25 protein-coding genes and 2 tRNA genes are annotated in these 26,406 nt (G+C 70.5%); 10 read left to right on the top strand and 17 right to left on the bottom strand.

Annotated features, from left to right (window positions below; translation table 11 throughout):
• Position 1: 1 nt before the first annotated feature.
• Positions 2-730 carry a LysM peptidoglycan-binding domain-containing protein gene (locus tag E4J16_RS15640; protein WP_240038265.1) on the bottom strand — a complete coding sequence of 243 codons (729 nt, stop codon included), beginning with the start codon at positions 728-730 and terminating at the stop codon, positions 2-4.
• A 221-nt stretch (positions 731-951) separates the two neighbouring features.
• Between E4J16_RS15640 and lexA the strand changes: the two genes are divergently transcribed.
• A complete protein-coding gene (gene lexA, locus E4J16_RS04285) occupies positions 952-1,716 on the top strand; it encodes a transcriptional repressor LexA (protein ID WP_136313354.1) in 765 nt (254 codons plus the stop codon).
• 739 nt (positions 1,717-2,455) lie between these two features.
• On the opposite strand, the gene E4J16_RS04280 is transcribed toward lexA, so the two are convergent.
• The 3 genes from E4J16_RS04280 to hflX all read right to left on the bottom strand — a co-directional run bounded on the left by E4J16_RS04280 (position 2,456) and on the right by hflX (position 7,283).
• Complete coding sequence (locus E4J16_RS04280) at positions 2,456-3,448, bottom strand: L-lactate dehydrogenase (RefSeq protein ID WP_396027307.1); 993 nt, start codon at positions 3,446-3,448, stop codon at positions 2,456-2,458.
• Positions 3,449-3,579: 131 nt separating this feature from the next.
• The gene (locus E4J16_RS04275) at positions 3,580-5,553 is read right to left on the bottom strand and encodes an ATP-dependent DNA helicase (RefSeq protein ID WP_204520001.1); all 1,974 of its coding nucleotides are present in this window, start codon (positions 5,551-5,553) and stop codon (positions 3,580-3,582) included.
• A gap of 119 nt (positions 5,554-5,672) precedes the next feature.
• Positions 5,673-7,283 (bottom strand): GTPase HflX, encoded by a 1,611-nt coding sequence (gene hflX, locus E4J16_RS04270; protein ID WP_136313352.1) that lies wholly within the window; start codon positions 7,281-7,283, stop codon positions 5,673-5,675.
• A 105-nt stretch (positions 7,284-7,388) separates the two neighbouring features.
• Here hflX and E4J16_RS04265 point away from each other — a divergent pair, with 105 nt between their 5' ends.
• Together E4J16_RS04265 and E4J16_RS04260 are read left to right on the top strand one after the other, a co-directional pair.
• Entirely contained in the window at positions 7,389-8,777 is a 1,389-nt protein-coding gene (locus tag E4J16_RS04265; protein WP_240038264.1) for an MFS transporter, read from the top strand.
• 48 nt (positions 8,778-8,825) lie between these two features.
• Positions 8,826-9,437, top strand: a complete 612-nt coding sequence (locus E4J16_RS04260) for a class I SAM-dependent methyltransferase (RefSeq protein ID WP_136192760.1) — start codon at positions 8,826-8,828, stop codon at positions 9,435-9,437.
• Between the two features lie 120 nt (positions 9,438-9,557).
• Here E4J16_RS04260 and E4J16_RS04255 read toward each other — a convergent pair whose 3' ends face one another.
• Both E4J16_RS04255 and E4J16_RS04250 read right to left on the bottom strand, forming a co-directional pair.
• Positions 9,558-10,334, bottom strand: a complete 777-nt coding sequence (locus E4J16_RS04255; protein WP_136313351.1) for a PhzF family phenazine biosynthesis protein — start codon at positions 10,332-10,334, stop codon at positions 9,558-9,560.
• Positions 10,335-10,354: 20 nt separating this feature from the next.
• A complete protein-coding gene (locus tag E4J16_RS04250; RefSeq protein ID WP_240038263.1) occupies positions 10,355-10,837 on the bottom strand; it encodes a 2-thiouracil desulfurase family protein in 483 nt (160 codons plus the stop codon).
• 21 nt (positions 10,838-10,858) lie between these two features.
• Here E4J16_RS04250 and E4J16_RS04245 point away from each other — a divergent pair, with 21 nt between their 5' ends.
• The gene (locus E4J16_RS04245) at positions 10,859-11,257 is read left to right on the top strand and encodes a DsrE family protein (protein ID WP_240038262.1); all 399 of its coding nucleotides are present in this window, start codon (positions 10,859-10,861) and stop codon (positions 11,255-11,257) included.
• Positions 11,258-11,431: 174 nt separating this feature from the next.
• Here E4J16_RS04245 and E4J16_RS04240 read toward each other — a convergent pair whose 3' ends face one another.
• Entirely contained in the window at positions 11,432-12,127 is a 696-nt protein-coding gene (locus E4J16_RS04240; RefSeq protein ID WP_136192756.1) for an ATP-dependent Clp protease proteolytic subunit, read from the bottom strand.
• Between the two features lies 1 nt (position 12,128).
• Complete coding sequence (locus E4J16_RS04235; RefSeq protein ID WP_136313348.1) at positions 12,129-12,767, bottom strand: ATP-dependent Clp protease proteolytic subunit; 639 nt, start codon at positions 12,765-12,767, stop codon at positions 12,129-12,131.
• A 284-nt stretch (positions 12,768-13,051) separates the two neighbouring features.
• Between E4J16_RS04235 and E4J16_RS04230 the strand changes: the two genes are divergently transcribed.
• Positions 13,052-13,402 (top strand): cupin domain-containing protein, encoded by a 351-nt coding sequence (locus E4J16_RS04230; protein ID WP_136313347.1) that lies wholly within the window; start codon positions 13,052-13,054, stop codon positions 13,400-13,402.
• Between the two features lie 126 nt (positions 13,403-13,528).
• Here the strand turns inward: E4J16_RS04230 and tig are convergent, their stop codons facing one another.
• The 3 genes from tig to E4J16_RS04215 form a co-directional block, all read right to left on the bottom strand.
• Positions 13,529-14,932, bottom strand: a complete 1,404-nt coding sequence (gene tig, locus E4J16_RS04225; RefSeq protein ID WP_136313346.1) for a trigger factor — start codon at positions 14,930-14,932, stop codon at positions 13,529-13,531.
• Between the two features lie 287 nt (positions 14,933-15,219).
• Positions 15,220-15,519, bottom strand: a complete 300-nt coding sequence (locus E4J16_RS04220; protein ID WP_136313345.1) for an FMN-dependent dehydrogenase — start codon at positions 15,517-15,519, stop codon at positions 15,220-15,222.
• A 49-nt stretch (positions 15,520-15,568) separates the two neighbouring features.
• Positions 15,569-16,915, bottom strand: coding sequence for an amino acid permease (locus tag E4J16_RS04215; protein WP_204519998.1), 1,347 nt, complete (start codon positions 16,913-16,915; stop codon positions 15,569-15,571).
• A gap of 174 nt (positions 16,916-17,089) precedes the next feature.
• Here E4J16_RS04215 and mmuM point away from each other — a divergent pair, with 174 nt between their 5' ends.
• The gene (mmuM, locus tag E4J16_RS04210) at positions 17,090-18,040 is read left to right on the top strand and encodes a homocysteine S-methyltransferase (protein ID WP_136313343.1); all 951 of its coding nucleotides are present in this window, start codon (positions 17,090-17,092) and stop codon (positions 18,038-18,040) included.
• A 124-nt stretch (positions 18,041-18,164) separates the two neighbouring features.
• Here mmuM and E4J16_RS04205 read toward each other — a convergent pair whose 3' ends face one another.
• The 4 genes from E4J16_RS04205 to rpmF all read right to left on the bottom strand — a co-directional run bounded on the left by E4J16_RS04205 (position 18,165) and on the right by rpmF (position 19,491).
• Complete coding sequence (locus E4J16_RS04205; RefSeq protein ID WP_136192746.1) at positions 18,165-18,896, bottom strand: hypothetical protein; 732 nt, start codon at positions 18,894-18,896, stop codon at positions 18,165-18,167.
• A gap of 167 nt (positions 18,897-19,063) precedes the next feature.
• Positions 19,064-19,137 (bottom strand) — tRNA-Pro (locus E4J16_RS04200).
• A 51-nt stretch (positions 19,138-19,188) separates the two neighbouring features.
• A tRNA-Gly gene (locus E4J16_RS04195) sits at positions 19,189-19,259 on the bottom strand.
• Positions 19,260-19,326: 67 nt separating this feature from the next.
• Positions 19,327-19,491, bottom strand: a complete 165-nt coding sequence (rpmF, locus tag E4J16_RS04190) for a 50S ribosomal protein L32 (protein WP_092535029.1) — start codon at positions 19,489-19,491, stop codon at positions 19,327-19,329.
• 196 nt (positions 19,492-19,687) lie between these two features.
• Here rpmF and E4J16_RS04185 point away from each other — a divergent pair, with 196 nt between their 5' ends.
• The 3 genes from E4J16_RS04185 (at position 19,688) to epsC (ending at position 22,564) form a co-directional block, all read left to right on the top strand.
• Positions 19,688-20,407: an IMPACT family protein gene (locus tag E4J16_RS04185; RefSeq protein ID WP_136313342.1), complete on the top strand. Its 720-nt coding sequence runs from the start codon at positions 19,688-19,690 to the stop codon at positions 20,405-20,407.
• Positions 20,408-20,787: 380 nt separating this feature from the next.
• Positions 20,788-21,717, top strand: coding sequence for a cysteine synthase A (cysK, locus tag E4J16_RS04180; protein ID WP_136313341.1), 930 nt, complete (start codon positions 20,788-20,790; stop codon positions 21,715-21,717).
• Positions 21,718-21,988: 271 nt separating this feature from the next.
• Positions 21,989-22,564, top strand: coding sequence for a serine O-acetyltransferase EpsC (gene epsC / locus E4J16_RS04175; RefSeq protein ID WP_136192743.1), 576 nt, complete (start codon positions 21,989-21,991; stop codon positions 22,562-22,564).
• A 108-nt stretch (positions 22,565-22,672) separates the two neighbouring features.
• Here the strand turns inward: epsC and E4J16_RS04170 are convergent, their stop codons facing one another.
• The gene (locus E4J16_RS04170; RefSeq protein WP_136192742.1) at positions 22,673-23,647 is read right to left on the bottom strand and encodes an Fpg/Nei family DNA glycosylase; all 975 of its coding nucleotides are present in this window, start codon (positions 23,645-23,647) and stop codon (positions 22,673-22,675) included.
• Positions 23,648-23,718: 71 nt separating this feature from the next.
• Entirely contained in the window at positions 23,719-24,183 is a 465-nt protein-coding gene (locus E4J16_RS04165) for a ribose-5-phosphate isomerase (RefSeq protein WP_136313340.1), read from the bottom strand.
• Between the two features lie 86 nt (positions 24,184-24,269).
• On the opposite strand from E4J16_RS04165, the gene E4J16_RS04160 reads away from it, so the two are divergent.
• Entirely contained in the window at positions 24,270-26,399 is a 2,130-nt protein-coding gene (locus tag E4J16_RS04160; RefSeq protein WP_136313339.1) for a M13 family metallopeptidase, read from the top strand.
• Positions 26,400-26,406 lie beyond the last annotated feature (7 nt).

Raw genomic sequence — 26,406 nt, 5'->3', positions numbered from 1 at the left:
ATCAGCCCGCCGGGACGATCAGCGTCTGACCAGCCTGAAGCGTCGAGCTCGTCAGCCCGTTCAGGTCGACGATCTGCGCCATGACCTCGTTGACGTCACCGGCGTCGGCGGCCACGGCGATGTCCCACAACGACTGCCCGGAGCGCACGGTGGCGGTGGTCGTCTCTACGGGTGCCGCCCTAAATCCGGACGCGACAATGCCACCCGCCGCCACGAGCACCACCGCGAGGGCGAGGACCCCAACCGCGAGGAGCCGACGCACGTTGCGCGGCAGGACCGACATTGGGCTGGGCTGCCGCGTGGGCGCCTCGACGGCGCGCGCGGTTGCCGTCACCTCGCCCAGCCGCCGTCGGCGGGCGCGTATGGACGGATGCGTCGGCGCGAGCCTCTCCAAGGGAGTCGCCTCTAGAACGCGGTCGGCGTCCTGCGCAGCAAGGGCCGCCCGCGCAGCACTGCCCGAACCTGCACGGAGGCCTACCGGCCGCATGCGCCTAGGTGCGACGGGACGGCGCGCCGGCCCCAAAGGCATGGGCACCACCGACGCGGCGGCACCGCCGGGCACGACGCGCAGCCGCGGCCTCCGCGGAGCCTGCGCCCGCACGGAGCGCTCCTCGGCGATGGCAAGCTCAGCGCCGGGAGCACCTGTGACGGCGGAAAGCCTGGGGGACCGCTCATCCTCGGTGGAGACCAGCCGAAGCCGAGGCGGAAGCGGGGCAGCAAGAGCGCTCATGAAACCCTCCTAGAACACACGTTCGACGAACGTCTGTTCGATAGATTACCGGTTCACGGCCGACACGTCCAGAGCAATTTCGAACACATGTTTGAACGCTCGAGCGATCGGCCGTAGTCTTGACGAGACAAGGCCACCACGGGCCACCGACATGAATTCGGGCTCCTTAACCGGCACCCGGCCGCGCGGCCGCCGGCAGCCCGGGGAACGAGGAACAGGCGATGAGCACGACCAACCGTCAGGCGGGTCGCCGCAGTATCGGCGCCGCAGCCGGGCCCGTAGACGCCTCAACGCCACCACCCCAGGATGTGCTGCTCTCACTGGACGCACGCGCGCGTGCCGTATACGAATCGGTGCGCGAGGCGGTCGCCACTCAAGGCTATCCACCGTCCATGCGGGAGATCGGCGCCCAGGTCGGCCTGGCCAGTCCCTCCTCGGTCAAGCACCAGCTGGACAAGCTCGAACGCCTCGGCCTAGTGCGCCGCGACCCCAACCGGCCGCGCGCCCTGGAGGTCGTCGCCCCTGCCGAGGACGCGCCCTCCCCCGATGCCCCCGCGCCGGAGCCGCCACTGCCGGTGCTGCCCGGTATTGCCGATGGCGAGGCCGTGGCCGTGCCGCTCGTGGGACGCATCGCCGCCGGCTCCCCGATCCTCGCCGAGCAGGAGGTCGAAGACGTGCTGGCGCTCCCCCGCCGCCTCACCGGCGAGGGCGAGCTGTTCATGCTGGAGGTGCACGGCGACTCCATGGTCGACGCCGCCATCTGTGACGGTGACTGGGTGGTTGTGCGCTCCCAGCCGGACGCCGACAACGGCGACATCGTGGCAGCAATGGTGGAGGACGTCGACGGCGCCTCGGCCACGGTCAAGGTCCTCTCCCGCAAGGACGGGCACCAGTGGCTGCTGCCGCGCAACCCCGATTACGCCCCGATACCCGGGGACGAGGCGACCATCATGGGAAGGGTCGTCACGGTACTGCGAGCCCTCTAGGTCGTGTTATGTGAGTCGTTCGTGGCGATGGGTCGGTGCTGGTGATGCGGGTGGTGGCCTGGAAGCGAACGGTGAGCTCGTCGCATCTGGTGGCTATGGGGCCCGAGCTTGAGTGGGCTGCGTGTGCCCGTGGAGGACGCAGAGTCACCTTCGGGAGTGCGCTTCCGACCTCATGAGCACGTTCGCGATTCGTGAGCTCGCTCGTGACTTCGTGAGTGCGCTCGTGCTGTTGGGGGGGCGTCGACCCGGAGCCGGGTTGCCGCCGTGGGTGCCTCCGGGTGAGCGGGCCTGTGTGCTCAGTGAGGATCGTTGTGCGCAGCCAGGCGCGCGGTGCCGTTTCCGCGGTGTCGAGTCCCGGTTGTCGGCAGCCGAGGGGGCTGGTGGGTCTTGCGCCGCCCAGTTGGACCGCTCACGCCCATGGACCGCTCACGCGCGGTTGGACCGCTGTACCCAGCGTCTACGGCGGTCCAACGGGGGCACAGGGGTCCAACGGGGGCACAGGGGTCCAACCGGCAGGCTCAACGGCCACGCACACAGACACCCAACCATGCACCCCCACTCAAACACCCACACCACCGGACCTAGGCCGCTCCCAGCTCGGCACTTCACCGCACAGGAGGGTCCGGCCCCAGTGGGGTCGGACCCTCCTGTGTCTGTAGGAAAGTGACCGCGACGGGCCACGCCGAAGTCTCGCTACGACTCCCGTAGGCGCGTACGCCCCGGGACACCGCGCACCGGATCAGTAGCCGAGACCGCGGGCAACCTCACGCAGACGCTCCGCAGATGCGGTCAGCCGGTCGCGCTCGTCGAGTGTGAGCGGCAGCTCCAGCCGGCGCCCGGCGCCCTCACGGCCAACGATCGTGGGCACCGCCATGCACACGTCGGAGATGCCGTGCCAGTTGTCCAGCAGCGGTGAGATGGTCAGGACGCGCTGCTCGTCGTTGAGGATCGCCCCGATGATGCGGGACACGGCCAGGCCGACGGCGTAGTTGGTTGCGCCCTTGCCCTCAATGATGCGGTAGGCGGAGCGGACCACATCGTGTGCGATGCGATCGCGCTTGGCCTGGTCGAACACGCCGCCGTCCAGGGTCTTGCCCCACTGGGTGATCGGCACGCCGCCGATCTCCGTGGAGGACCACAGGGCAACCTCGGAGTCGCCGTGCTCACCGGCGATGTAACCGTGAATGTTCTGGGTCGCGGTGCCCGTCTCGAGGGAGACCAGGTAACGCATGCGGGCCGTGTCCAGGACCGTGCCGGAACCGAAGATCTGGTTCTCGGGCAGCCCGGTGATCTTCTTGGAGCAGTAGGTGACCACATCCACCGGGTTGGCCACCAGGAGGAAGATGGCGTTGGGAGCGACCTCCACCAGCTTGGGCAGGATCTTCTCCATGATGCCGACGGTGGCGCCCGCGAGCTCGAGGCGGGACTGACCGGGCTTCTGCTTGGCGCCGGCGGTGATGGCGATGACGTCCGCATCGCGGCAGATCTCCGGGTCGTCCGAGCCGGAAACCGCACCCGCCGAGGTGAACTGGATTCCCTGAGCGATGTCGAGCGCCTCGGCCTCGACCTTCTCCTTAACGATGTCCTGAAGGACGACCTCCCGGGCCACGCCCTTGGTGACGCAAGCGTAGGCGAGCGTGGAGCCAACCGCGCCAGCGCCGATGATGGCGACCTTGGAAGGGCGGCCGGAGCGGGCCGTCGGGTATGAACCTTGAGCGCTGTTGGTGATCATGGAGTCTGACACTGTGTTCCTCCGTATCTGAACGGTTGTCAGTATGGTGAGATGGCCCACCCAAGCCCCAGGGTACGCGGTCCGGACCGGCGCCGCACGGGTACCGGGACACTATTTCCACCTGGATCGGTTCACGTCCCCGCGGCGAGCCGCCCCAGAGCCCCCATGACGACGTCGCGGTCCCTGGTAGGCCACAGCGGCGGCATGGAGCGGGCAAGGAATGCCCCGTACCGGGCGGTGCGCAGCCGCGGATCCAGCACGGCGACGACGCCGCGGTCATCCGCCCGGCGCACCAGCCTCCCGGCGCCCTGTGCCAGCAGCAGCGCTGCATGAGTGGCCGAGACGGTCATGAAGCCATTGCCTCCCGCGGCCGTGACGGCCTCGCTGCGCGCCTGGGCGACCGGGTCGTCGGGGCGGGGGAAGGGAATGCGGTCGATCACCACCAGCCGGCAGGTGCGTCCGGGCACGTCTACGCCCTGCCAGAGCGAGAGGGTCCCCACCAGGCAGGCGTCCTCGTCGGCGGCGAAGGCCTCCACCAGGGTGGGCAGCCGGTCCTCCCCCTGCGCATAGACGGTCAGGGCGGTACGCTCGCGCAGCAGCGCCGCAGCGTCGTCGGCCGCCCGCCGGGAGGAGAACAGCCCCAGCATGCCGCCGCGACTGGCCTCGGCGAGCGCCACCACCTCCTCCAGCGCCGCCTCGGAGATGCCCACCCCAGGGCGCGGCAGGTGAGTGGGGGTGTACAGGATCCCCTGGCGCGCGTAGTCGAAGGGGGTGCCGACGTCGAGGCCCTCCCAGCCGGCGTCGGCGAGCGTGAGTCCCAGGGCCGCCGCCATGGGGTTGAAGCTGCCGCCCAGGGCCAGGGTGGCGGAGGTGAGCACCGCGGCCCGGTCGGCCAGGAGCGTGTCCGCCACCGATCCGGCCACGTCGATGGGGGCAAGCGTCAACCGGGGTGGTTCGTTGCCCAGGCGCGGCCGCTCCACCCAGGCGACGTCGCGCCGCTGGGCCACCGAGTCGGAGGTCATGCGCTCGACGACGTCGGTCATGTCCGCGACGGCAGTGCGAGCCAGCGCCACGGCTCCGGCGTCGCCGCTCGCCGAGGCGGACCCGGCCGCCTTGGCGGCCTCGCGCACATCGGTGAGCACCTGCCGGCAGGCGGCACCCAGCAGGGTGAGGGCGTCGGCGAGCGCCGGCGGCAGCCCATCGGTCAGGCGGCCATCGGGCAGCTCCGCCAGGGCCAGCTGCAGGGTCTGCCCGGCCTCCTCCAAATCGTTGACCAGCACGCCGGCGTGGCGGCGGGCGGTGGCGGCCACGCGCGCCACCGCCGCCGCCGACAGGCTCGCGGTTCCCTGGGAGCGCACCCGGTCGGCCAGCTCATGGGCCTCATCAACCACCAGCACCTCATGCTCGGGCAGCACCCCGGGGTTTCCGGCCACGGCAATACCGAGCATGGCGTGGTTGGTGACCACCACGTCCGCCTCGGCCGCGGTGGCGCGGGCGAGCACCGGGAAGCACTCGTCGTGCAGGGGGCAGTTTGTGCCCAGGCACTCGGCGGCCGCAACCGATACCTGTGCCCAGGCACGGTCGGACACGCCGGGCACCAGATCGTCCCTGTCGCCGGTGTCGGTCTGCTCGGCCCACTCGCGCAGCCGCACCACCTGCTCGCCCAGGCTCTGCTCGGCGCCCTCGCCGATGCGTACGCGGGGCGTGGCCGCGGCGGCGGAGAACAGGGTGTCGGCGTCGTCGTCGGGGTAGCCGCCGGCCAGGCGGTGGCGGCACAGGTAGTTCTGCCAGCCCTTGAGCAGGGCGACGGTGGGGCGGGTGCCGGTGGTCCGCTCTACGGCGTCGGCGGCGAGCGGGGCGTCCTTGGTGAGCACCTGGCGCTGCAGGGCAAGGGTGGCGGTGGACACGACGGTGCGTTCGCCGGCGTCGACGGCGTGGACCATGGCGGGCACCAGGTAGGCCAGCGACTTGCCGGTGCCGGTACCCGCCTGCACCAGCAGGTGGCCGCCGGAGGTGATGGCGTGGGCCACCCTGCGGGCCATCTCGGTCTGCCCCTCCCGCGGGCTACCGCCGAGTGCGTTCACGGCGGCGTCCAGCGCGGCCAGGGTGCGCGCCTGCTCCGTCGTACCCGACGAGCCCGGGGCGGCGGACGTGCCGGCCGGGGCGGCGGTGTCCGTCTTCGCCCGCTCCGCCGGGACCGACGCACTCGTCTCGCGCACGGGACTCACCCGGCGTCGACGGCGGTCAGCTCGGCCGCCAGGGCGGCGTCCACGCGGGCAACCACGTGCGTGCCGGCCTCCACGTAGTCGACGGCGGTGATGTCGCCATCGGCGTGCACGCGGGAGACCAGGTCCCCGCGCGAGTAGGGGACGACGACGTCCACGGCCACATCCGGCCGCGGCAGCATCGCCTCTATGCGCTCGCGCAGCTCCGCCAGTCCCTCGCCGGTGCGGGCGGAGACGACTGCGGCATCCGGCAGGCGGGTGCGCAGCGCGGCCAAAGTAACGGCATCGGCCAGGTCGGCCTTGTTGAGCACCACCAGTTCGGGCACGTCCATGGCGCCGGGGATGCCCGCCAGGACGGCGTGGACCGCGGCGATCTGGCCGAGCGGATCGGGGTGAGCGGCGTCGACCACATGCACTACGACGTCGGCCTCGGCGACCTCCTCCAGGGTGGAGCGGAAGGCCTCGATCAGCTCGTGCGGCAGGTTGCGCACGAAGCCCACCGTGTCGGTGAGGGTGTAGATGCGCCCGTCGGCGGCCTCGGCCTTGCGGACCGTGGGATCCAGGGTGGCGAACAGGGCGTCCTGCACCATGATTTCGGCACCGGTGAGGGCGTTCATGAGGGAGGACTTGCCGGCGTTGGTGTACCCGGCGATGGCGACCGAGGGGATGGGGCCGCGGCGCCGGGAGCCGCGCTTGACCTCACGGGAGGGGGCCATGGCGCGGATCTCGCGCCGGAGCTTGGCCATGCGCTGGCGGATGCGGCGGCGGTCCAGCTCGATCTTGGTCTCACCGGGGCCGCGCGAGCCGATGCCCTGGCCGCCGGCGACCCGTCCGCCGGCCTGCCGGGACATGGACTCGCCCCAGCCACGCAGGCGCGGCAGCAGGTACTCCAGCTGTGCCAGCTCCACCTGGGCCTTGCCCTCCCGGGACTTGGCGTGCTGGGCGAAGATGTCCAGGATCAGGGCGGTGCGGTCCACGACCTTGGCGTCCACCACGTCCTCCAGCGCGCGGCGTTGGGAGGGGGCGAGCTCACCGTCGACGATGACCGTGTCCGCGCCGGTGTCGGCGACCATCTGGGCCAGTTCCTTGGCCTTGCCGGAACCCAGGTAGGTGGCCGGGTCGGGGTGGTCGCGGCGCTGAATGAGGGCGTCGAGCACCTCACTTCCGGCGGTCTCGGCCAGGGCGGCGAGTTCACGCAGGGAGGTCTCGGCGTCCTGGGCGGCGGGGGCAGCGCCCGACGCGGAGACCGAATTGGAGCTCGAGCCCGGATGGGGCAGTTCAAGTCCCACCAGGATGACGCGCTCGAGGCGGACCTGCCGGTACTCGACCTCGCTGATGTCCTCCTGATCGGTGGACAGGCCGGCCACACGGCGGGTGCCGGCGCGGGCCTCGCGTTCCAGGGCGCCGGCATCGTCGGCGTCGGCGCGCCCATGGCGGTCGGCGGTTGAGGCCAGGGCGGTGCCGGCGCGGGAGCGGACCCGGGCGGCGAGCGCCGCGGCGGGGTCGGGGTCGTTGAGAGGACCGGCGTCGTTGTCGGAGGTGACGGTGCCGTCGGCGCTGTGGTTGACGGCGGGATCGGCGGAGTTACTGTGGTGCTGCGTGTTTTCCATGCGGACTCAAATGCTACTGCCTGGCCACTTCCCTGCCGAGCGCCCGCGGGCCGCGTTCGCCGACGGCGGTCGCACCGACCGCGGCCGCGTCGATACGCTCGGGCGGTGAGCTCCCCCGACCACGCTCCCACGCCGTCGCCCCCGCAACCGTCGCTGCGTGCCCTGGCGACCACGCCGGTGGGGCACCTGGCCACGGCGATGCTGGTGGTCGAGCTGCTTGCGGGCATGCAGACCTACATCAACCAGACGGTGCTGCCACTGGTGGCCACGGACCTGGGCGCCCGCGCCCACTACGGCCTGGTGACGGCCGCCGCCATGGTGCCGACCTTCCTGACCATGCCGCTGGGCGGCGCCATGCTGGCCCGCTGGCGGGCCGACCGGCTGATAACTGTGCTCACCGCCGTTCTCGTGGCCGGGGCCGTCACCGGGGCGCTGGCCCCAAGCGTGGGCGTGTACGTGGCCGGCGAGGTGCTGCGCGGGCTGGCGGCCGGGGCGCTGGCCACGGTGAGCATGGGCGTGCTGGTGGCGGGGCTGCCGGAGGCGTGGCGGCGGCTGTTCCTGGCGGCGGGCTCGGCCACCTGGATCGTGTCCTCCATCCTCGGCCCGGGCTACGCGGCCGCGGTCTCCCAGACGTGGGGCTGGCGCTGGGCGCTGGTCGCCTACGTGCCGCTGCTGGTGGCGGCGCGGCTGGTGATGGCCCGGGAGATCCGCGGGCTGCACGTCGAGGACGACGAGGCCCGTCCCCCGCTGGTGCCGGCCCTGGCGATGGCGGTCGGCGTGGCGGGCATTGGAGCGGTGCCGGCGGCGTCGGCCTGGTTCGCCCCCGTCGGGGCGGCCGGGTTGGCGGTGGTGGTGTGGGCCTGCGCCCGGGTGTTCCCGAGCGGGACCATGCGTCTGGTGCCGGGGCGGCGGGCGGCCCTGGCTACGCTCGCCTGGCTGTGCGCCGCCTATTTCACGCTCGACTACCTGGTCTCGCCCGCTGCCCACGACGTGCTGGGCCTGGGCCCGGCGGCGGTCGGGTGGGCACTGACCTGTGCGGGACTGGCCTGGTCCTCAATCGCCATCTGGACGGCGGCGCATCCGGCCCGCGATCCGCGCCGCTTCCGGATGCGGATCGGCGCGGGCGGGGCCTGCTTCGCCGTCGGCGGGACGCTCATGACCTTCGCCTTCGCCACCGCCGCGCCCTGGTGGTGCCTCCACCTCGGCTTCGCGACCGCGGGCGCCGGAATGGGGCTCATGCACCAGGACACGATGATTCGCTGCGTGACCGCCCCGGAGGACCTGGGCGGGACGCCCGACGACATCTCCCCGGCGCGAATCGCCACCTCCGTGACGGTGGCGAACGCGGCCGGAGCTGCCGCCCTGGGAACGCTGGCGACCGCCTTCATCGCGCCGTCGGCTGCGGGCGTGCAGGAGGGTCTGCTGGTACCGACGACGGCGGTGCTCACCCTGGCGCTCGCCCTCACCCCGCTGCGGGCCCGCCGAGCGGCGTGAGCGGACCGATCACGACCGGCCGAGCGCGCGCCCGGTAGGGTCGGGCGCGTGAACGACCAGCACTACTTCACCGCCTCCCCCGAGACGCCCGCCGAGGAGCGGCGCCACCACTTCGTCATCCGCGGCACCGAGCACGACGTGACCACCGCGTCCGGCGTGTTCTCCGCCGACCGGCTGGACCTGGGCACGCGCGTGCTGCTGAAGCAGGTGCCGCAGCCGCCACAGACGGGCACCTTCCTGGACCTGGGCTGCGGCTGGGGGCCGCTGACGCTGGCCCTGGCGGATGCTGCCCCGCAGGCCACCGTGCTGGCCACGGACGTCAACGAGCGCGCCGTGGAGCTTACGGGCCGTAACGCCGCCGACGCCGGGCACACCCGCGTGCGCGCGGTCCTGGCCGACGCGCTGCTAGCGGAGCTGCGAGACTCGGGCACGCGGCTGAACCTGATCTGGTCCAACCCGCCCATGCGGATCGGCAAGCCGGCGCTGCACACGCTGCTGACTGATTGGCTGGAACTGCTCGCCGACGACGGCGAGGCCTGGCTGGTGGTGCAGAAGAACCTCGGCGCGGACTCGCTGGCCAAGTGGCTGGGCGAACAGGGCTGGCAAGTAGAGCGCGCAGCCTCCTCCAAGGGCTACCGTCTCCTGCGCGTCTCCCACTGACCCCTGCCCCCCACCGAGATCGGTAGAAGTTACGTACCGAGGTCGGTAGAAGTTACGTACCGAGGTCGGTAGATATTACGTGCCGAGATCGGTCCAGGCCGCATGCCGCATCCGAAGCCGCTACAGGCCGACGACCTCACCGCGCAGGAAGGTGACCGCCGCGCCCGCCAAGGCGCACCGCTCGCCGTCGACCGTGCAGCGCAACTCACCACCGCGCGGGGATGCCTGCCAGGCGCGAACATGTGCCTGGCCCAGTCGCCCGGACCAATAGGGGGCGATGTGGCAGTGCCCGGAGCCGCAGACCGGGTCCTCCGCGATCCCCAGCGACGGGGCGAAACTGCGCGATACGCAGTCGAACTCGAGCCCCTGCGCGGTCGCGTGGCACAGCGGCCCCGGCAGCACCTCGACCCGCCCCAGGTCCGGCGTCAGGCCGCGGACGGTCGCCTCGTCGTCGAACACGCACAACAGGTCGCGTCCCATCCACGCCTCAGAGGGACGCGCGCCGAGTGCCGTCTCCATCTGATCGGTGACCTCGACGCGGCGCAACCGGTAGGCGGGGAAGTCCATCTCGTACCGGCCCTCGCGGTGGCGCACGGTCAGGCGGCCGCTAAGCGTTTCGAAGGAGACGACGTCGTCCCCGGCCCCGAGCTCGCCCAGCAGCACGTGCGCGGTCGCCAAGGTGGCGTGCCCGCACAGGTCGATCTCGCCGCCCGGAGTGAACCAGCGCAGGCGCCACTGCTCCCCCTCACGCACGCAGAATGCGGTCTCGGAGAGGTTGTTCTCCCGCGCGATCGCGAGCATGAGCTGGTCGGTGGGCCAGGTCTCGGGCAGGCAGACGGCGGCCGGATTGCCCGCGAAGGGACGGTCGGTGAAGGCGTCGACGACGAACTGGCGCATGCGCCAAATCCTAGCGTCGGCTACCGGCGGCGTTCCCGGGCAGCTCCCGCGGTTACGACGGCGATCCCGCGACGGCGCAGTGCGGCCGCCAGTACGCCGCAGCCCTGCTTGAGTTTGCCGCTGTGAGTGCCGTCGTAGATGGTACGCACGCCGCAGGACGGGCTGCGCTCCTGCAGCACCGCGGCGGGACAGCCCATATGCGCCGCCACAACGGCGGCCGCATTGGCACCACGAATAAAGGCGCCGGTGACGTCCTCGCCGTCACGAGTGATCACGCGTGCCTGCCCGTCGAGCACGTCTTCGCCGTCGCCACCCACGATCTCGGCGGGTGGCCGTGGGACGGGCAGACCACCCATCAACTCGGCACACAACGTCAGGGCCAGCCCCTCGGCAACCAGGCCGACGACGTCGCGATCCGGTTTTGCACCGCCGTCGTACCGGCACTTGACGCCCGCCAAGCAAGCGCTGACAAGCAGTGGACCGTCCTGGGAGGAAGAATTCACACGGGACAGCCTAGCGGCCCGATGCAGCTCGACGTCGAGCACACAAGGACTCGCAACACGATCCGTTCCGCGCAAGTCATCATCACCGAGATGAGTCACTTTGTTCTTCATGTTTCTCAAGCTGATCGTTGGCCGGCCGCACTGAGCAACCTGGCCAATATGACCGAACTCGGCTTGGCTGCCGCCATCACGGTGATGATCAATGGAACAGCGATCTATGCGATTCAGGGCACCAACGATTGGACTGCCGCAATGGAGCGGGCCGCTGCCGCCGGCGTAGCCTTCGAAGTGTGCTCACGTTCAGTGGCCAACCACGCTCTCCCCGTTAAGACTCTGCCATCATGGTTCCGCATCGTACCGGCCGCTATACCTGCGATTGCGGAGTATGTCAGCTCCGGAGCGACCTACATCAAGCCATGACACCCTGGGAGGAACGCCCCTCCGCGTCGATCTCGGCACGTAACAACTACCGACCTCGGCACGTAACAACTACCGACCTCGATACGTAACAACTACCGATCTCGGCGAGGGGGAGGCGGGGCGGCACCGGAGGACCGGTGCCGCCCCGCCCGAGCACGCTCCCCGGGGCCGTGCTCACGCCGAGTGCGGCGAGGCGGGCGCCTTGCGGGAGGAGAGCACCTGGTCGACGATGCCGTACTCCTTGGCGGCGGTGGCCGTCAGGATCGTGTCGCGCTCGAGGTCGGCGTGCACCTTCTCCACCGGCTGACCGGTGTGGGAGGCCAGGGTCTCCTCCAGCCAGGTGCGCATGCGGTCGATCTCGTTGGCGATGATCTCGATGTCACTGGCCTGGCCCTGCACGCCCTCCATGGCGGGCTGGTGAATGAGCACGCGGGCGTTCGGAAGTGCCAGGCGCTTGCCGGGCGATCCCGCCGCCAGCAGCACGGCGGCCGCGGATGCGGCCTGCCCGAGGCACACGGTCTGCAGCTGCGGCTTGATGTACTGCATGGTGTCGTAGATGGCCGTCAGCGCCGTGAAGGAACCGCCGGGGCTGTTGATGTACATGGTGATCAGGCCGTCAGGGTCCTGGGACTCCAGGACCAGCAGCTGCGCCATGATGTCGTCGGCGGAGGCGTCGTCGACCTGCACGCCCATGAAGACGATGCGGTCCTCGAACAGCTTGGCGTAGGGGTCCTGCCGCTTGAAGCCGTAGGCGGTGCGCTCCTCGAACTGGGGCAGCACGTAGCGGGCCTGGGGCAGGGATCGCGGGTCGATGCCCGCGGCCTGGACCTGCCGGGCGACGGCGTCGAAGTAGGGGCGAGAGCTCGTCATGTCAGTTCTCTCCGTTCTGGGTGCCGATCTCGCGGCTGGAGCTCACGATGTGGTCGACGAATCCGTATTCCAGGGCCTCCTGCGCGGAGAACCAGTGGTCGCGGTCGGAGTCGCGGATGATCTCCTCGACCGTGTGTCCGGTGTTCTCGGCGGTGATCTCGGACAGCTCCTGCTTCATCTTGATGATCAGGTCGGCGTTGATGCGGATATCGGTGGCCGATCCGCCCGCCCCACCGGAGGGCTGGTGCATGAGCACGCGGGTATGCGGCGTGATGTAGCGCTTGCCGCGGGCTCCGGAGGACAGCAGGAACTGTCCCATGGAGGCGGCCAGGCCGGTGGCGACGGTGACCACGTCGGGCTGGACGTACTGCATGGTGTCGTAGATGGCCATGCCGGCGGTCACGGAGCCGCCCGGGGAGTTGATGTAGAGGTAGATGTCCCGCTCGGGGTCCTCGGCGGCCAGCAGCAGCATCTGCGCACAGATCGCGTTGGCGTTGTCGTCGCGCACCTCGGAGCCGAGCCAGATGATGCGTTCCTTGAGCAGACGGTTGTAGATGGAGTCGGTCAGGCCCAGGCCCGTCCCGGATCCGTCGGCGGCGGCCGGAGTGGTGGCCGCCGGGGGCGTGTGGAGCTCGCTCACGTCAGTCCTTCCGTGTTCGGTGATGCCAACGCTAACCCGCCTCCCGTCCAGCGCATGCCCAGGAGCAGGGGCTTTTCGCTTACGGCCCACAGGACGACGACGCAGCCGGCCCCGGATGTGCCGGAACCCACCGGCTCGCCGCCTCAGGGCGCGGGTAACCTCGACACCGTAATTGAAACGGCTCGAGGAGGAACAAACAGTGCGGTGCTTGCCGCACCCACGCGCCCACCAGCGCCGTCTTCTACCGCCTTAATGACAGCACTCATCACGAAAGGAAGCCGACCATGCCCACCACGCCCGTATCCGAGTCCCTTTTCCGCCTCGGCCTGAATGAGGCCCTGCCGGTCAGCGAGGAGGCCACCACCTCCCGCGTCGTGGTCAACAATGCCGTCCTGCGCACCGTGATCTTCACCTTCGACGCCGGCCAACTGCTCACTGAGCACGCCTCCCCCAAGGCGGTGGTCGTCACCCTGCTGGAGGGCGAGATGGACTTCACCGTCTCCGGGCGCACCGAGCGCATGCGTGCGGGCGACGTCATCTACCTCGCCCCGAACGACCGCCACGCCCTGACCGCCGTCACCCCGTGCCGCATGCAGCTGGTCATGGTGGACATGGACGGTCGCGAACACGCCTGAGACCAGTCGGCCGCTCGGCAGGCCGCAAGAGGAACCCGCGGGGTCGGCACCAAAGCCGGTGCCGACCCCGCAGTCGATCAGTCATGAGCAGCACATCACCGCCGAAGCGGCGTGCCGGCGAGAACCCTACTCGACGTCGGAGCCGCTGTCCGCGGAGGCGGAGGCGGCCTCATCGGCGTCGGCCGGAGAGACGACTACCTCATCCTCAGTCGCCTGGGCCGCAGCGGCGGCGCTCATCTCGGCGTCGAGCTCATCGGAGCCGATGAAGTCGGTCAGGTCCACGGTCTCGCCGTTGGAGTCCTTGACCGTCACCTGACGCAGCCCCATGGCCAGGGACTTGTTGCGGGCGATCTCGGAGACGAATGCGGGGATCTGCCCGGCCTGCTGGGCGCCCTGCATGAACTGGGCGGGCTCCATGCCGTACTGCTGGGCGGTCTGCATGAGGAACTCCAGCAGCTCGTCCTGGGTGACGGACACGTCCAGGGACTCGGCGAGCACGTCCAGGAGGATCTGGTCGCGCACGCCGGTGGTCACGTCCTCGCGGATCTCATCGGCGTGCGGGTCGCCCTCGGGCTTGCCCTCGGCCTGCAGGTGCTGCTTGATCTCATCCTCGACGACGGACTCGGGCACATCGAAGCTGACCGCCTCGCGCAGCCGCTCCAGCAGGGCGTCGCGGGCGGCGATCGCCTGGTCGCCGGTCTTGCGCTCTGTCGCCTGGCGGCGCAGGTCCGCGCGCAGCTCGTCGACGGTATCGAACTCGGAGGCCATCTCGGCGAACTCGTCGTCGACCTCGGGAAGCTCGCGCTCCTTGACGGCGGTGGCGGTGACGGTGACCTCGGCCTCCTCACCGGCGTGCTCGCCGCCGGCAAGCTTGGTGGTGAAGGTGGCGGACTTCTCAGCCTTCAGGCCGGTCAGGGCGTCGTCCAGGCCCTCGAGCATGTTGCCCTTGCCGATCTCGTAGGACACGCCGGACACGGAGTCGACCTCCTCGCCGTCGATGACGGCCTTGAGGTCAATGGTGACGAAGTCGCCGGTCTTGGCGGCGCGCTTGACGGACTTCAGCGAGCCGAAGCGGGCGCGCAGGTTGTCCAACTCGGCGTCGACGTCGGCGTCAGTGACCTCGACGGCGTCCACGGTCACGTCCAGCTCGCCCAGCTCGGGCAGCTCGAACTCGGGACGCACAGTGACCTCGGCGGTGAAGACGAGCTGGCCACCCTGCGGGCCGGTCACGTTGACCAGCTCAGTGACCTCGATGTCCGGCTGCCCCAGCGGCACGCGGCCGGACTCGGCGAGGGCGTCGCGGTAGAAGTCGGGCAGCTTGTTGTTGACGGCCTCCTGGATGACGGAGGCGCGGCCCACGCGCTGGTCGATGATGCGCGGCGGGACGTGTCCGCGACGGAACCCCGGGATCTGGACCTGGGAGCCGATCTCCTTGTAGGCGGCGTCGAGGCTCGGCCCCAGCTCCTCGTAGGGGACCTCCACGGTCAGCTTGATGCGCGCGGGGTCAAGGTTCTCGACGGTGCTTTTCACGGGGTTCTACTCCGAATGTATGAATGCGACTGGTGACGCGGGGCCGGACAGGCCCCGGCGGACGCCCTGGTGCGGCGTCAATTCCGGGCCATCCTAGGGCACGGTCGCGGCCCGGTGACAAATGAGCCCACCCACAGGCGGCGGGAACTGCTCACATTCCACTCCCGGCCGACGCCGCCGGGCGCCCGGATGCGGCGGCACCTGCGCATGTTCCCGGGGAAGGGCCGCCGCCCCGGTGGCCGGCCCCGCCGTGGTGCCGCGCGAGCGCCCGACACCGGCATCCCCGCTCACGTCTCCAGGGTGAGCGGCACGCTCCGCCCGCCCACCACCTTGGCAAGCACCTGGGATGGGACGACGGCGGCCCGCCGCACGCCCGCCACGGTGCGGTGGTGGACGGCGCGCGCAGCGGCGTCGTCGGCCCCCGTGAACCGGACGGTGACGCGCGGCCGACCGCGCACGACGTCGATCTGGAAGGCCTCGAGCGTCGTCGTGGAGGCGACTGCCTCCCGGGCCGCGGCCTCCACGTCCTGCGGGCCGTGGCCGGGCAGCAGATCGGTGACCGTGAGGATGGTGCGGTAGGAGGGCATGGCAGCAGCCTATGTGCGGCGCGCGCCGCCGACGTCGCACCCGCCCGGCTCAGGCCCTCACCCAGCCGCGGCGCAGCGCAAGTGCGTGCCCGGCGTAGCACAGGGCGACGAAGGGAACCGTCCAGTAAAGGGCTGAGGCCTGGTCGGGATCGAAGACGATCAGGATGCAGGAAGCGGCCGAGCCGATGAAGGCGGCCAGCGGTACCCACGGGTAGCCGGGCGTGCGGTAGCCGAGTTCGGCGGCGCTGTGCCCGGCCTCGAGCCAGCGGCGGCGGAAGACGAACTGGCAGGCGGCGATCGCCATCCAAACGATCACCACCGCCAGCCCGGATATCGACACCAGCGCCAGGTAGACGGTACCGGGTGCGATCACCGAGCTGAGCAGAGCCAGCAACCCGCCCACCATGGACAGCGAGAGCGCGACCACGGGCACGCCCCGCCGGGTGGTGCGGGCGACGACCGCCGGCACCGTCCCCTCATTGGCCAGGGACCACAGCATGCGGGTGGAGGCGAACAGGCCGGAATTCGCTGCGGACAGGATGGCGGTGACAACCACCACATTCATGAGGTCGCCCGCATTGGGCACGCCGATCATGTCCAGCACGGTAACGAAGGGCGACTCCTCCACGCCGGCCTCCTGCCACGGGATGAGGGCCGCCAGGACCAGGATCGAGCCGATGAAGAACACGGTCAGGCGTACCAGGGTGGTGCGGATGGCGCGCGGGATGTTGCGGTGCGGGTCGGCGGTCTCCCCCGCGGCGACGCCGATCAGCTCAGTGCCGGAGAAGGCGAAGTTGACTGTCAACATGGTGGTCAGCACGGCCCCGAAGCCGTTGGGGAACACGCCGTCGCGGGTCAGCCCGCCCAGGCCGGGGGCGGGCGAGCCGTCGGCCATGGGAATCACGCCGATGATGGCCAGGCCGCCGATCACGATGAAGGCGATGATGGCGAATACCTTCACCCCCGCCAGCCACGACTCGGTCTCGGCGAAGACCCGCACCGAGAACACGTTGGAGGCGAAGACCACCACGATGAAGATGGCCGACCACATCCACACCGGCGTGTCCGGGAACCAGTGGCGCATGATGGCGCCGGCGGCCGTGAACTCCGAGCCCAGCGCGATGGTCCACGTGAGCCAGTACAGGACCGCGACCACGAAGCCGGTGCCGGGACCGATCAACTCCTTGGCGTACACGTGGAAGGCGCCGGTCCAGGGCATGGCCACGCTCAGCTCCCCCAGGCACAGCATCACCAGGTAGACCAGCAGCGCACCGATGGCGTAGGCGAGTACGGTTCCCAGCGGGCCGGCCTGGCTGATGGTGTAGCCGGAGGACACGAACAGACCGGTGCCGATGACCCCGCCGAAGGAGATCATGGTCAGGTGCCGCGAACTCATCTTGCGTTGGAGGCGGTCGTGCTGTTCGGCGGATTCGCTGGCAACGGTGTCGGATTGGAGTGGCATGGGACTTCCTGGGTGTGGGTCCGGGAAGGTGCGCCCGGTCTTCCCGGCTAGGGTGAGGCTGTGCCGTCGGCGCGCGGCGGCCGCGATCAGGGTCGGGAGGGGATCAGGATGAGCGACGCACTGACGAGACTACTGGCACGGCGGGGGACGATCGTCCTCGATGGGGCGATGGCGACCGAGCTGGAGAAGCTGGGTGTGGACACTTCCGGGCCGTTGTGGTCCGCCCTGGCGATGCGAGACGCGCCGGAGGCGATCCTGACGGTTCACCGCAGCTTCTTCGCCGCCGGCGCTGACGTGGCCACCACCAACACTTATCAGGCGAATCTGGACGCCTACCGGCGCGCGGGCCTGAGCCGGGGCGAGTCCGAGGAGATGCTGCGCCGGGCCGTGCAGCTGGCACGCCGGGCACGCGACGAGCACGAGGCGGACACCGGCCGCCACGGCCTGGTGGCGGGTTCGATCGGACCTTACGGCGCCTACCTGGCCGATGGCAGCGAGTACACGGGCGCCTACACACGCACCGACGAGGAGTTCCGTGCCTTCCACCGACCTCGGCTGCGGCTGCTGCTGGCGGCGGGCGTGGACCTGCTGGCGCTGGAGACGATGCCGCAGGGGCCGGAGGTCCGCGCCCTGCTGGGGCTACTGGCCGATGAGGCGCCGGGGGCGCCCGCGTGGTTGTCGCTATCGGTGCGCGACGACGGCGCCGCGCTGCGCGACGGCACGCCGCTTGAGGAGGTAGCGGATTGGGCGGGGGCCTGCCCGCAGATACGGCTGCTGGGCGTCAACTGCACGAACGTGGAGTCGGCGACGACGGCGCTGAGACTGCTCGCGCAGGCCACCGGCCTGCCGCTGGTCGTCTACCCGAACTCCGGTGAGGAGTACGACGCCGCGGCCAAGGCCTGGTCCGCGGGCGGCGGCACGGGACGCGGAGACGATCTCCTGGCCGGCGCACTGCCCGCCTGGGAGGCGCTGGGAGCCCGCGCCGTCGGCGGCTGCTGCCGCACCACCCCGGCGCAGATCCGAGCGCTGGCGGCCGCCGTGGGCGAGTCGGCGGCGTAGGAGCCAGGTAACGGCGAAGGAGCACGCCCGAGAACCACGGCAACCCCGGTCACAAGCTCGTGCTCGGGGTGGGCGAGAGCTCGTAGCAGACAGCCGAGGCGCAACGCGAGGCCCAGGGCGCCCGCTACCGGGTGAGCTGCCGCCAGATGATCACGTACACCACACCCACCGCGATGATCCCGAGGTAGCTCAGGAAGGCCAGCACGTGCGCCTTGCGCAGGTTGTGGATGTTGGTCTCAGTCGAGCCGGTGCTGGGAAGCAACCCGACCAGGAGTGCGAACACGGCGCAGGCCCCTCCGATGAAAAGCCCGGCCGGAGGGAGCAGAGGGTCGAGTCCCATGGGCAGGACGAGCATGAATCCCAGCGGCACCAGGAGCGCACTCCACCAGACGCATGCCCGAGTGTGTCCCTTGTCGAAGGCGTCGGACGACAAGATCACGCAGACGAATACCAGCGCGGTCGCCACGAGGCTGAATGGCTCCGAGATGATGAACAGCGGCTCGCCCTGTTCGTCCCGCAATGCGTCGGCCGACGTTGCGTAGGTCGCCGCCACGATCGCGACGTAGACCAGCGCGACGCACACGTCCGCCGGGCGAAGCCGATGCAGGCCCGTCCCGTGGCGCTTGTCACCACGAAGGACGCCGATTGCCAGCGCGTCGAAGCCGCCCAGGCTTCCGAGTAGCAGGCCGATCGGCAACGCAGCGGGGTCGTGCCGGTTCAACAGCCCGTAGGCGAGGCCGACGACCAGCGGTACGCCGGACAGCGCCACGCCCGCTGCGCGCCGTTTGCCCGGCAGCAGCACTATGCAGCCGATGGCAGCCACGACGCCGGCAACAAGCAACAGGCCCGACAACACAGTGACGACTGTAGGCGATCACCCGCCAGAGCAGCGCCCGGAGAATCCGCCTTGGTGAGGAGCAGCAAGCTCGTGGGCGTCCTCGTCGTCGGGGTATTCGGCCTGGCGGCCTTGTTGCCCCTTCCTCCTCGCACGCCTCACGAGCAAGCTCGTGGGCGTCCTCGTCGTCGGGGTGGCGGGATTTGAACCCACGATCTCCTGCACCCAAAGCAGGCGCGCTACCAAGCTGCGCCACACCCCGTGTAAACGACCGCGACCGCCACCACGAAGCGGTGCGGCCGCGTGTTCACCGAGCGGGTGACGGGAATCGAACCCGCGCCATCTGCTTGGAAGGCAGAGGCTCTACCATTGAGCTACACCCGCATGTGACGGACCTACAGAGTCCGCCGCTTTGCCGCATGCCCCGGCTGCCGCCAGGGCGTAAGCGGCTTCAGTCCTCGAGGAGACCGGTCCGGTAGGCCTTCGACAGCCGACCGGGCACAGCGATCTTACGACCACCGACGCGAACCGTCTGGAGCTCGGGCAGCTTGGCCTTCCACTGCGAACGACGATTGCGGGTGTTGCTGCGGGACATCTTCCGCTTCGGTACTGCCATGAGCCCGCTCCTCTCAAAGTCGTGGGGCCGCCCGGTCACGGGCGACCCGAAGGATAGTTGACCAGGGGTCACCCTAGCGGTTCGACCGGAATCCATTCCAGCCCGTCGGCCCCGCCGGGCGTGTGAGATCAGTCCCGTCCCGCCCGGCTACTCCGCCCACCCGCGCACCGAGGCTATACAGGCTATACATGGAGTCATGACCGCGTCATCGTCCTCCCCCGCCGACGCCGCAGAACTTGCGGCCGCCGTCATCACGTTGGCGCCGGGCGAACAGCCGCAGACCGATCTGGAGATCAAGCGCTCCCATTTCCTGGGGCGGGCCGCACGCACCGACGACGAGGCCGCCGCGCGCGCCTTCGTCGCCTCAGTCAGGGCCCGCTACCCAGATGCGCGTCACCACTGCAGCGCCTTCATCGTCTCCGTGCCGGGCGCGCAGCCCATCGAGCGCTCCAGCGACGACGGCGAGCCCTCCGGCACTGCGGGCCAGCCCATCCTGGAGGTGCTGCGCGGCACGGGACTGACCAACACCACCGTCGTCGTCACCCGCTACTTCGGCGGAGTCCTACTGGGAACCGGCGGCCTGGCCCGCGCCTACTCGCAGGCCGCCTCACAGGCACTGGCCGCCGCCTCCCGGGTCAGCCTGGACACCCGCAGCCTGTGGCGCGTGCGGGTGCCCGTGGCCGACGCCGGCCGCCTGGAGGCACAGCTGCGCGGACGCGGCGCCCCGGAGGGAATCGGGGTGGAGGAGACCAGCTGGGAGGCGACCCACGCCGTCCTCACCGTCTCCACCGCCGAGGCCGACGCCGAGGCACTGGCGGAGCAGCTCGCGGCGCTGACAGGCGGCGCCGCCCTTCCCGAGCCGGCGGGTACGCGCATCGTTGAGACCACCATTCCCCGCACTTCACGGCACGCCTAATGCCGCGCACCTCACGCCGCGGAGCAATTGACATCGCCTCATCCCCACGCGCTAATGTCATGCCAGCGGCGGTCGGCGCCACAGGGCACCGACGACTCCCCGCAGTTTTCAGCAGCACCAGCACCGAGGAGGACCTCATGACGGCGAGCAACGTCATGTGTGTGATGTCCTTCTGCTGCTGCCAGTGTCGCTAGAGCGCCTGGCCATGACACTGTGCGCGCGTCGTAGCGCGCATGCCCGGCGCTCAGGGCAATGATCACGCCCTTTCAACCTCTCCCGCTAGGAAGTTGCGCACGCGCCCTCAGGCCTGGAGCGACACGCATCCCTCCACGCCGAGTCGGCGCAGTCGTCCTCCGCCCCACACGACTAAAGGAACTGCAATGGCATACGCCGCAAACATCACCGAGCTCGTCGGCTCCACCCCCCTGGTCCGCATCAACCGCGTCACCGATGGCGCACCCGCGACCGTCCTCGCCAAGGTCGAGGCCTTCGAGCCCGCCGGCAGCGTCAAGGACCGCATCGCGCTGTCCATCGTGCGTGCCGCCGAGGCCTCGGGCGCTCTCAAGCCCGGCGGCACCATCATCGAGGCGACCTCCGGCAACACCGGGGTCGGCCTGGCCATGGTCGGGGCGGCCCTCGGCTACCGGGTGATCATCACCATGCCCGAGACCATGTCGAAGGAGCGCCGCGCCATCATGCGCGCCTTCGGCGCCGAGCTGGTGCTCACCACCGAGGGCGGCGTCGCGGGCGCCGTCAAGCGCGCCGAGGAGATTCAGGCGGTGACACCCAACTCCGTGCTCGCCTCCCAGTTCACCAACCCCGCCAACCCGCAGATTCACCGTGAGACCACCGCACAGGAGATCCTGGCTGCCACCGACTCCCAGATCGACGTCTTCGTGGCCGGCATCGGCACGGGCGGAACCCTGACCGGCGTCGGGCAGATCCTGCGCAAGCAGGTTCCCGATGTGAAGATCTTCGGCGTCGAGCCCGCCGAGTCCCCGCTGCTCAGCGAGGGCAAGGCCGCCCCCCACAAGATCCAGGGCATCGGCCCCAACGTGATCCCCGAGGTGCTGGACCAGTCCATCTGGGACGAGCTGCTGCACATCGAGTCAGACACGGCACTGGAGTACGCCCGCCGCGCCGCCTCCGAGGAAGGGCTGCTGGTGGGCATCTCCTCCGGCGCGGCCCTGGCCGCCGCCGCGCAGATCGCCCAGCGCCCGGAGTTTGAGGGCAAGACGATCGTCACCCTGCTGCCGGACACCGGCGAGCGCTACCTGTCCACCGCGCTGTACGCCGAGTACCTGAACTGAGGCACCTGAGCTGAGTGGGCCCGCCCGTTCCGCGGGCGCCCGCCGCGCCGGCTCCGCACACCGCCGAACCCGCATTCGGTCACATCCCACAGCGGATTCGGGCACAGTCCGGCGTCGGTGGCGGTATCCCGGGAACAGGGATGCCACCACCGACGTTGTCCCGGCGGATCAGCGCAGGTCAGGCACCATTCGCGGTGCCCCCTGCGCCCTCCATCCCTGAAGTCCCTGTCTGTTGTCAGACCTGTCATCAGGCCGTCGTCCTAGGAGCACCATGCACAAGCCCAGCCGGTCGTTCTTCGAGCTAGCCAAGGAGGATTTGGCAACCGCCCGACGGCGGGACCCGGCGGCCCGCTCGAACCTGGAAGTGGCCCTGCTCTACCCGGGCGTCCACGCACTGTGGGCCCACCGCGCGGCCCACAGCCTGTGGCAGCAGGGCCACCGCTTCGCGGCCCGCGCCCTGTCACAGGCTGCGCGCGCCGCCACCGGCATCGAGATTCACCCGGCCGCCAAGATCGGGGAACGCTTCTTCATCGACCACGGCATGGGCGTGGTGATCGGCGAGACCGCAGAGGTCGGCGACGACGTGCTCATGTTCCACGGCGTCACTCTCGGAGGGGTGTCAATGACACCCGGAAAGCGCCACCCCACCATCGGCAACAACGTCCAGATCGGCGCCGGCGCCAAGGTCCTGGGGCCGGTGACGGTGGAGGACGGCGCCAAGATCGGCGCCAACGCGGTCCTGGTCAAGAACCTGCCGGCCGACCACGTCGGTGTCGGCGTGCCCGCGCGCGCCCGTGATCCGCGTACCGACCCCGAGCTGATGCTCGACCCGACCATCTACATCTAGCAGGGGCTTCGGCCGCCCTCGCCGAGGAGTGGACGACGGCGGGCGACGGTCGCCAGGACGGCGCCCGCATCGACGGCCGCGTTGACGACGCCGCCACGGCGATGCGGCTCAGCGGGACTGGCAGGACGGGCACCAGAACAGGCGCCTGCCGGCCACCTCGCGCTCCGCGATCGCGGTGCCGCAGCGCAGGCACGGACGGCCCGTACGGTGGTAGACGTACCAGCGTCCGGCCTCCTCGTCGTCGGCGGGCAGGGGCTCGGGCACGTCCGCGGCGTCGACCGTGGTGATGAAGCCGGTGGCGACCCCGTACTGCATGAGCGGAACCAGGTCATCCCATACCGCCTGCAACCGCCTCGCACTGACGCGGTTCCCCGGCCTGAACGGAGACACTCCCACCCGGAACAGCGTCTCCGCACGGAAGATATTGCCCGCCCCGGCCAGCACCGACTGGTCCATGAGCAGCTCGCCCACAGCCCTCCGGCGGCGGCGCACGCCGGCGATGAACGCATCCGCGTCCGCGTCCGGGCGCAGCGGATCCGGCCCGAGGCGACGCCGCACCGCCGCGACACCTGCGGCGTCCAGCACCTCGCAGGCGGCGGGACCGGTCAAGTCCGCGACGCCGTGCTCCCCGGTCAGCCGCAGCCGCACCGCCCCACGGGGCGCGGGCGGAGTCCAGGCGCCGGGCGGAACAGCGGCAGGCGCCCGCCCACTGATCCCGGCCAGCGCCGAGCCACCGCCGTGGGTGAGCGCATGCTCACCGCGCTCCCCCACCCTGCGCCGGGGCGCACCGATCGAGTGGGGCGCCGTGAAGGCGCTGTCACCGTCGAAGGTCCAGGATCCGTACAGCCCCAGGTGGATGCGCAGCCAGTCCACGTCCGGGGAGTCGGCGGGTACGTCCGCCTCCGGCGCGAAGGCCACGAACAGGTGCTTGCCGTAGGCCTGACCTTCCAGGAGCACCCGCCCGTCCAGGCGGGCGGCGCCGTCGGAGAAGCGCCCCTGCGGTGAGGACACGGTCAAGCGCTGACCGCCGAACAGCTCAGTGAGGGCGCCTGCAAGGCGGTGGACGGTGTGGCCTTCGGGCATGCCGGGGACGCTACACGATGGCCGCGTCACGCCCGCAACCCGCCCGGCACAGGCGGGTTGCCACCAACGTCTCAGTCCCGCCGCTGGGTGCGGCCCGCCTCGTAGGCGGCCATCTGGTCAATCCGGTTCTGGTGTCGTTGATCGCCGCTGAAGGGTTCGGTGATGAAGGCGTCCAGGATGCCGACGGCCTCCTCAATGGTGTGCATGCGCGCCCCCAGGCCGGCCACATTGGCATCGTTGTGACAACGCGCCAGCCGGGCAGTCTCCTCGCTCCAGACGAGCGCCGCCCGCACACCGCTCACCAGGTTGGCGGCCATCTGCTCGCCGTTGCCGGAGCCACCGAGCACCACCCCGAGGCTGCCCGGCTCGGCCGCCACCGCCTCGGCGCAGGCGATGCAGAACTCCGGGTAGTCGTCGAGGCGGTCGTAGACATAGCAGCCGTGGTCAATCACCTCGTGGCCGGCCTCGCGCCAGTGCGAGACGAGAACGCCCTTGAGCTCGAATCCAGCATGGTCGGTACCGATATGAATGCGCATGCACGGATTGTGCCTCACGCGAACATATCTGGCGCCCTCCACCCGCGAATACGGGCGAATGTGCACACGCGGGCTAGCGTGGCGCCATGACTGATCCGACCGACTCCACACTCCGCTCGTCCACTCGCGCCGGCTCCGCCGAGGCCGACTCGGGCAGCGTGCTGGCGGGCGTGTACGAGAGCGCCGCCGCCGACGCCTCCGTACGCCCCCAGGACGACCTGTTCCGCAACGTCAACGGGACCTGGCTGGCGACGACGACGATCCCCGCGGACCGCCCCGCCACCGGCTCCTTCCTGGTGCTGCGTGACGCCGCCGAGGCCGCCTGCCGGGAGATCCTGGAGGAACTGGCCGCGGCCCCGCGCACGGGGCTGCCCGCCACCTCCGCGGAGAAGCTCGGAGCCCTGTACGCCGCCTTCCTCGACGAGGAGCACGTCGAGGCGCTCGGCGCCGCCCCGCTGCACCCCGAGCTCGTGCCCGTGCTCGCAGCGGCGGACAAGCACGCACTCGCGCACGCGCTGGGCGCGCACCTGGCGGCCGGCTTCACCGGGGCGGTGGACATCGACGTCGAGGTGGACCTGAACGACCCCGAGCGCTACACCACCTGGATGGCACAGTCCGGCCTGGGCCTGCCGGATGAGTCCTACTACCGGGAGGAGGACCGCGCCGAGCTCAGAGCGGCCTACGTCTCCCACCTGGCGCGCATGCTGGACCTGGCGGGCCTGCCGGGACGGCTGGGGGCCGCCGCCGAGGCGCTCGCCGACCGGGTCATGGCGGTGGAGACGGCACTGGCCCGAGGGCACTGGGACCGGGTCGCCTGCCGCGACATTGAGAAGATCAACAACCCCACCGCCTGGGAGGACCTGGTCGCCTCCGCGCCCGCCTTCCCCTGGGAGGCCTGGCGCGAGGGCGTGAACGCGGCCGTTGCGGCAGCCGGAGCGCACCCGGGCGCCCTGTTGGAGGAGACGATCGTCGAGCAGCCCGACTACTTGCAGCACCTGGCGCAGGTGTGGCAGGAGACGCCGCTGGAGGATCTGCGCGCCTGGGCCGCATGGCACCTGGTGCACGGCCGCGCGACGCTGCTCTCAAGCGACTTCGTGGAGGAGAACTTCGACTTCTACTCCCACACCCTCCAGGGCGTGGACGAGCTGCGAGCCCGTTGGAAGCGCGGCGTCGGGCTGATCGAGGGCACGCTGGGAGAGGCGCTGGGCGAGCTGTACGTCGCCCGGCACTTCCCGCCCGCGCACAAGGCACGTATGGAGCAGCTGGTCGCCCGCCTGATTGAGGCCTACCGGCAGTCGATCTCCGCCCTGGGCTGGATGAGCCCGGCCACCCGCGAGCGCGCCCTGGAGAAGCTGTCCCTGTTCACCCCGAAGATCGGTTACCCGAGCAAGTGGCGCGACTACGCCGCCGTCACGGTCACGCCCGGCGACGTCGTCGGCTCGGTGCGGTCGGTGGAGGCCTTCGAGCTGGCCCGCGCCGTGCGCAAGCTGGGCGGCCCGGTGGACCGGGATGAGTGGCACATGACCCCGCAGACGGTCAACGCCTACTACAACCCGACGATGAATGAGATCGTCTTCCCGGCGGCGATCCTGCAGCCCCCCTTCTTCGACCCGCAGGCCGACGACGCCGTCAACTACGCCGGCATCGGCGCCGTGATCGGCCACGAGATCGGCCACGGCTTCGACGACCAGGGCTCCACCTTCGACGGGCACGGCAAGGTCACCGACTGGTGGACCCAGGCGGACCGGGAGGCCTTCGAGGCGCGGACTCATGCACTGATCGCCCAGTACGACGCCTACCGGCCGGCGGCACTGGTCGCGCGGGCGCAGGCCGAGGGCAAGGACGGTGACACCGTCCCCCATGTCAACGGGGAGCTCACGATCGGGGAGAACATCGGCGACCTGGGCGGACTGGGTATTGCGCTCAAGGCCTACACGCTGGCCCTGGCCGACGCCGGAATCGAGTCCGTGCAGCAGGCCCCGCTGATCGACGGCCTCACCGGCCTGGAGCGGTTCTTCTACTCCTGGGCGCGTATCTGGCGCAACAAGAGCCGCGACGACTACGCCGAGCTGCTGCTGACGATCGACCCGCACTCCCCGGCGGAGTTCCGCTGCAACGGGATCGTGCGCAACGTGGATGCCTTCTATGAGGCCTTCAACGTGACCGCCGCTGATGCACTGTGGCTCGCACCCGAGGAGCGCGTGACGATCTGGTGAGGCACGG

Source organism: Actinomyces procaprae (assembly GCF_004798665.1).
GTDB classification, from domain to species: domain Bacteria; phylum Actinomycetota; class Actinomycetes; order Actinomycetales; family Actinomycetaceae; genus Actinomyces; species Actinomyces procaprae.
This window is presented reverse-complemented; position numbering and strand designations above follow the sequence as displayed.

What these genes read in the sequence shown, in the direction of transcription:
- E4J16_RS04215 (WP_204519998.1), bottom strand. Translation starts at nt 16,915, where the DNA reads ATGAGTTCGCGGCACCTGACCATGATCTCCTTCGGCGGGGTCATCGGC.
- E4J16_RS04165 (WP_136313340.1), bottom strand. Translation starts at nt 24,183, where the DNA reads ATGCGCATTCATATCGGTACCGACCATGCTGGATTCGAGCTCAAGGGC.
- E4J16_RS04280 (WP_396027307.1), bottom strand. Translation starts at nt 3,448, where the DNA reads ATGATCACCAACAGCGCTCAAGGTTCATACCCGACGGCCCGCTCCGGC.
- E4J16_RS04170 (WP_136192742.1), bottom strand. Translation starts at nt 23,647, where the DNA reads ATGCCCGAAGGCCACACCGTCCACCGCCTTGCAGGCGCCCTCACTGAG.
- rpmF (WP_092535029.1), bottom strand. Translation starts at nt 19,491, where the DNA reads ATGGCAGTACCGAAGCGGAAGATGTCCCGCAGCAACACCCGCAATCGT.
- E4J16_RS15640 (WP_240038265.1), bottom strand. Translation starts at nt 730, where the DNA reads ATGAGCGCTCTTGCTGCCCCGCTTCCGCCTCGGCTTCGGCTGGTCTCC.
- E4J16_RS04245 (WP_240038262.1), top strand. Translation starts at nt 10,859, where the DNA reads ATGCAGCTCGACGTCGAGCACACAAGGACTCGCAACACGATCCGTTCC.
- mmuM (WP_136313343.1), top strand. Translation starts at nt 17,090, where the DNA reads ATGAGCGACGCACTGACGAGACTACTGGCACGGCGGGGGACGATCGTC.
- hflX (WP_136313352.1), bottom strand. Translation starts at nt 7,283, where the DNA reads ATGGAAAACACGCAGCACCACAGTAACTCCGCCGATCCCGCCGTCAAC.
- epsC (WP_136192743.1), top strand. Translation starts at nt 21,989, where the DNA reads ATGCACAAGCCCAGCCGGTCGTTCTTCGAGCTAGCCAAGGAGGATTTG.
- E4J16_RS04230 (WP_136313347.1), top strand. Translation starts at nt 13,052, where the DNA reads ATGCCCACCACGCCCGTATCCGAGTCCCTTTTCCGCCTCGGCCTGAAT.
- E4J16_RS04160 (WP_136313339.1), top strand. Translation starts at nt 24,270, where the DNA reads ATGACTGATCCGACCGACTCCACACTCCGCTCGTCCACTCGCGCCGGC.
- E4J16_RS04220 (WP_136313345.1), bottom strand. Translation starts at nt 15,519, where the DNA reads ATGCCCTCCTACCGCACCATCCTCACGGTCACCGATCTGCTGCCCGGC.
- lexA (WP_136313354.1), top strand. Translation starts at nt 952, where the DNA reads ATGAGCACGACCAACCGTCAGGCGGGTCGCCGCAGTATCGGCGCCGCA.
- E4J16_RS04240 (WP_136192756.1), bottom strand. Translation starts at nt 12,127, where the DNA reads ATGACGAGCTCTCGCCCCTACTTCGACGCCGTCGCCCGGCAGGTCCAG.
- E4J16_RS04185 (WP_136313342.1), top strand. Translation starts at nt 19,688, where the DNA reads ATGACCGCGTCATCGTCCTCCCCCGCCGACGCCGCAGAACTTGCGGCC.
- cysK (WP_136313341.1), top strand. Translation starts at nt 20,788, where the DNA reads ATGGCATACGCCGCAAACATCACCGAGCTCGTCGGCTCCACCCCCCTG.
- E4J16_RS04255 (WP_136313351.1), bottom strand. Translation starts at nt 10,334, where the DNA reads ATGCGCCAGTTCGTCGTCGACGCCTTCACCGACCGTCCCTTCGCGGGC.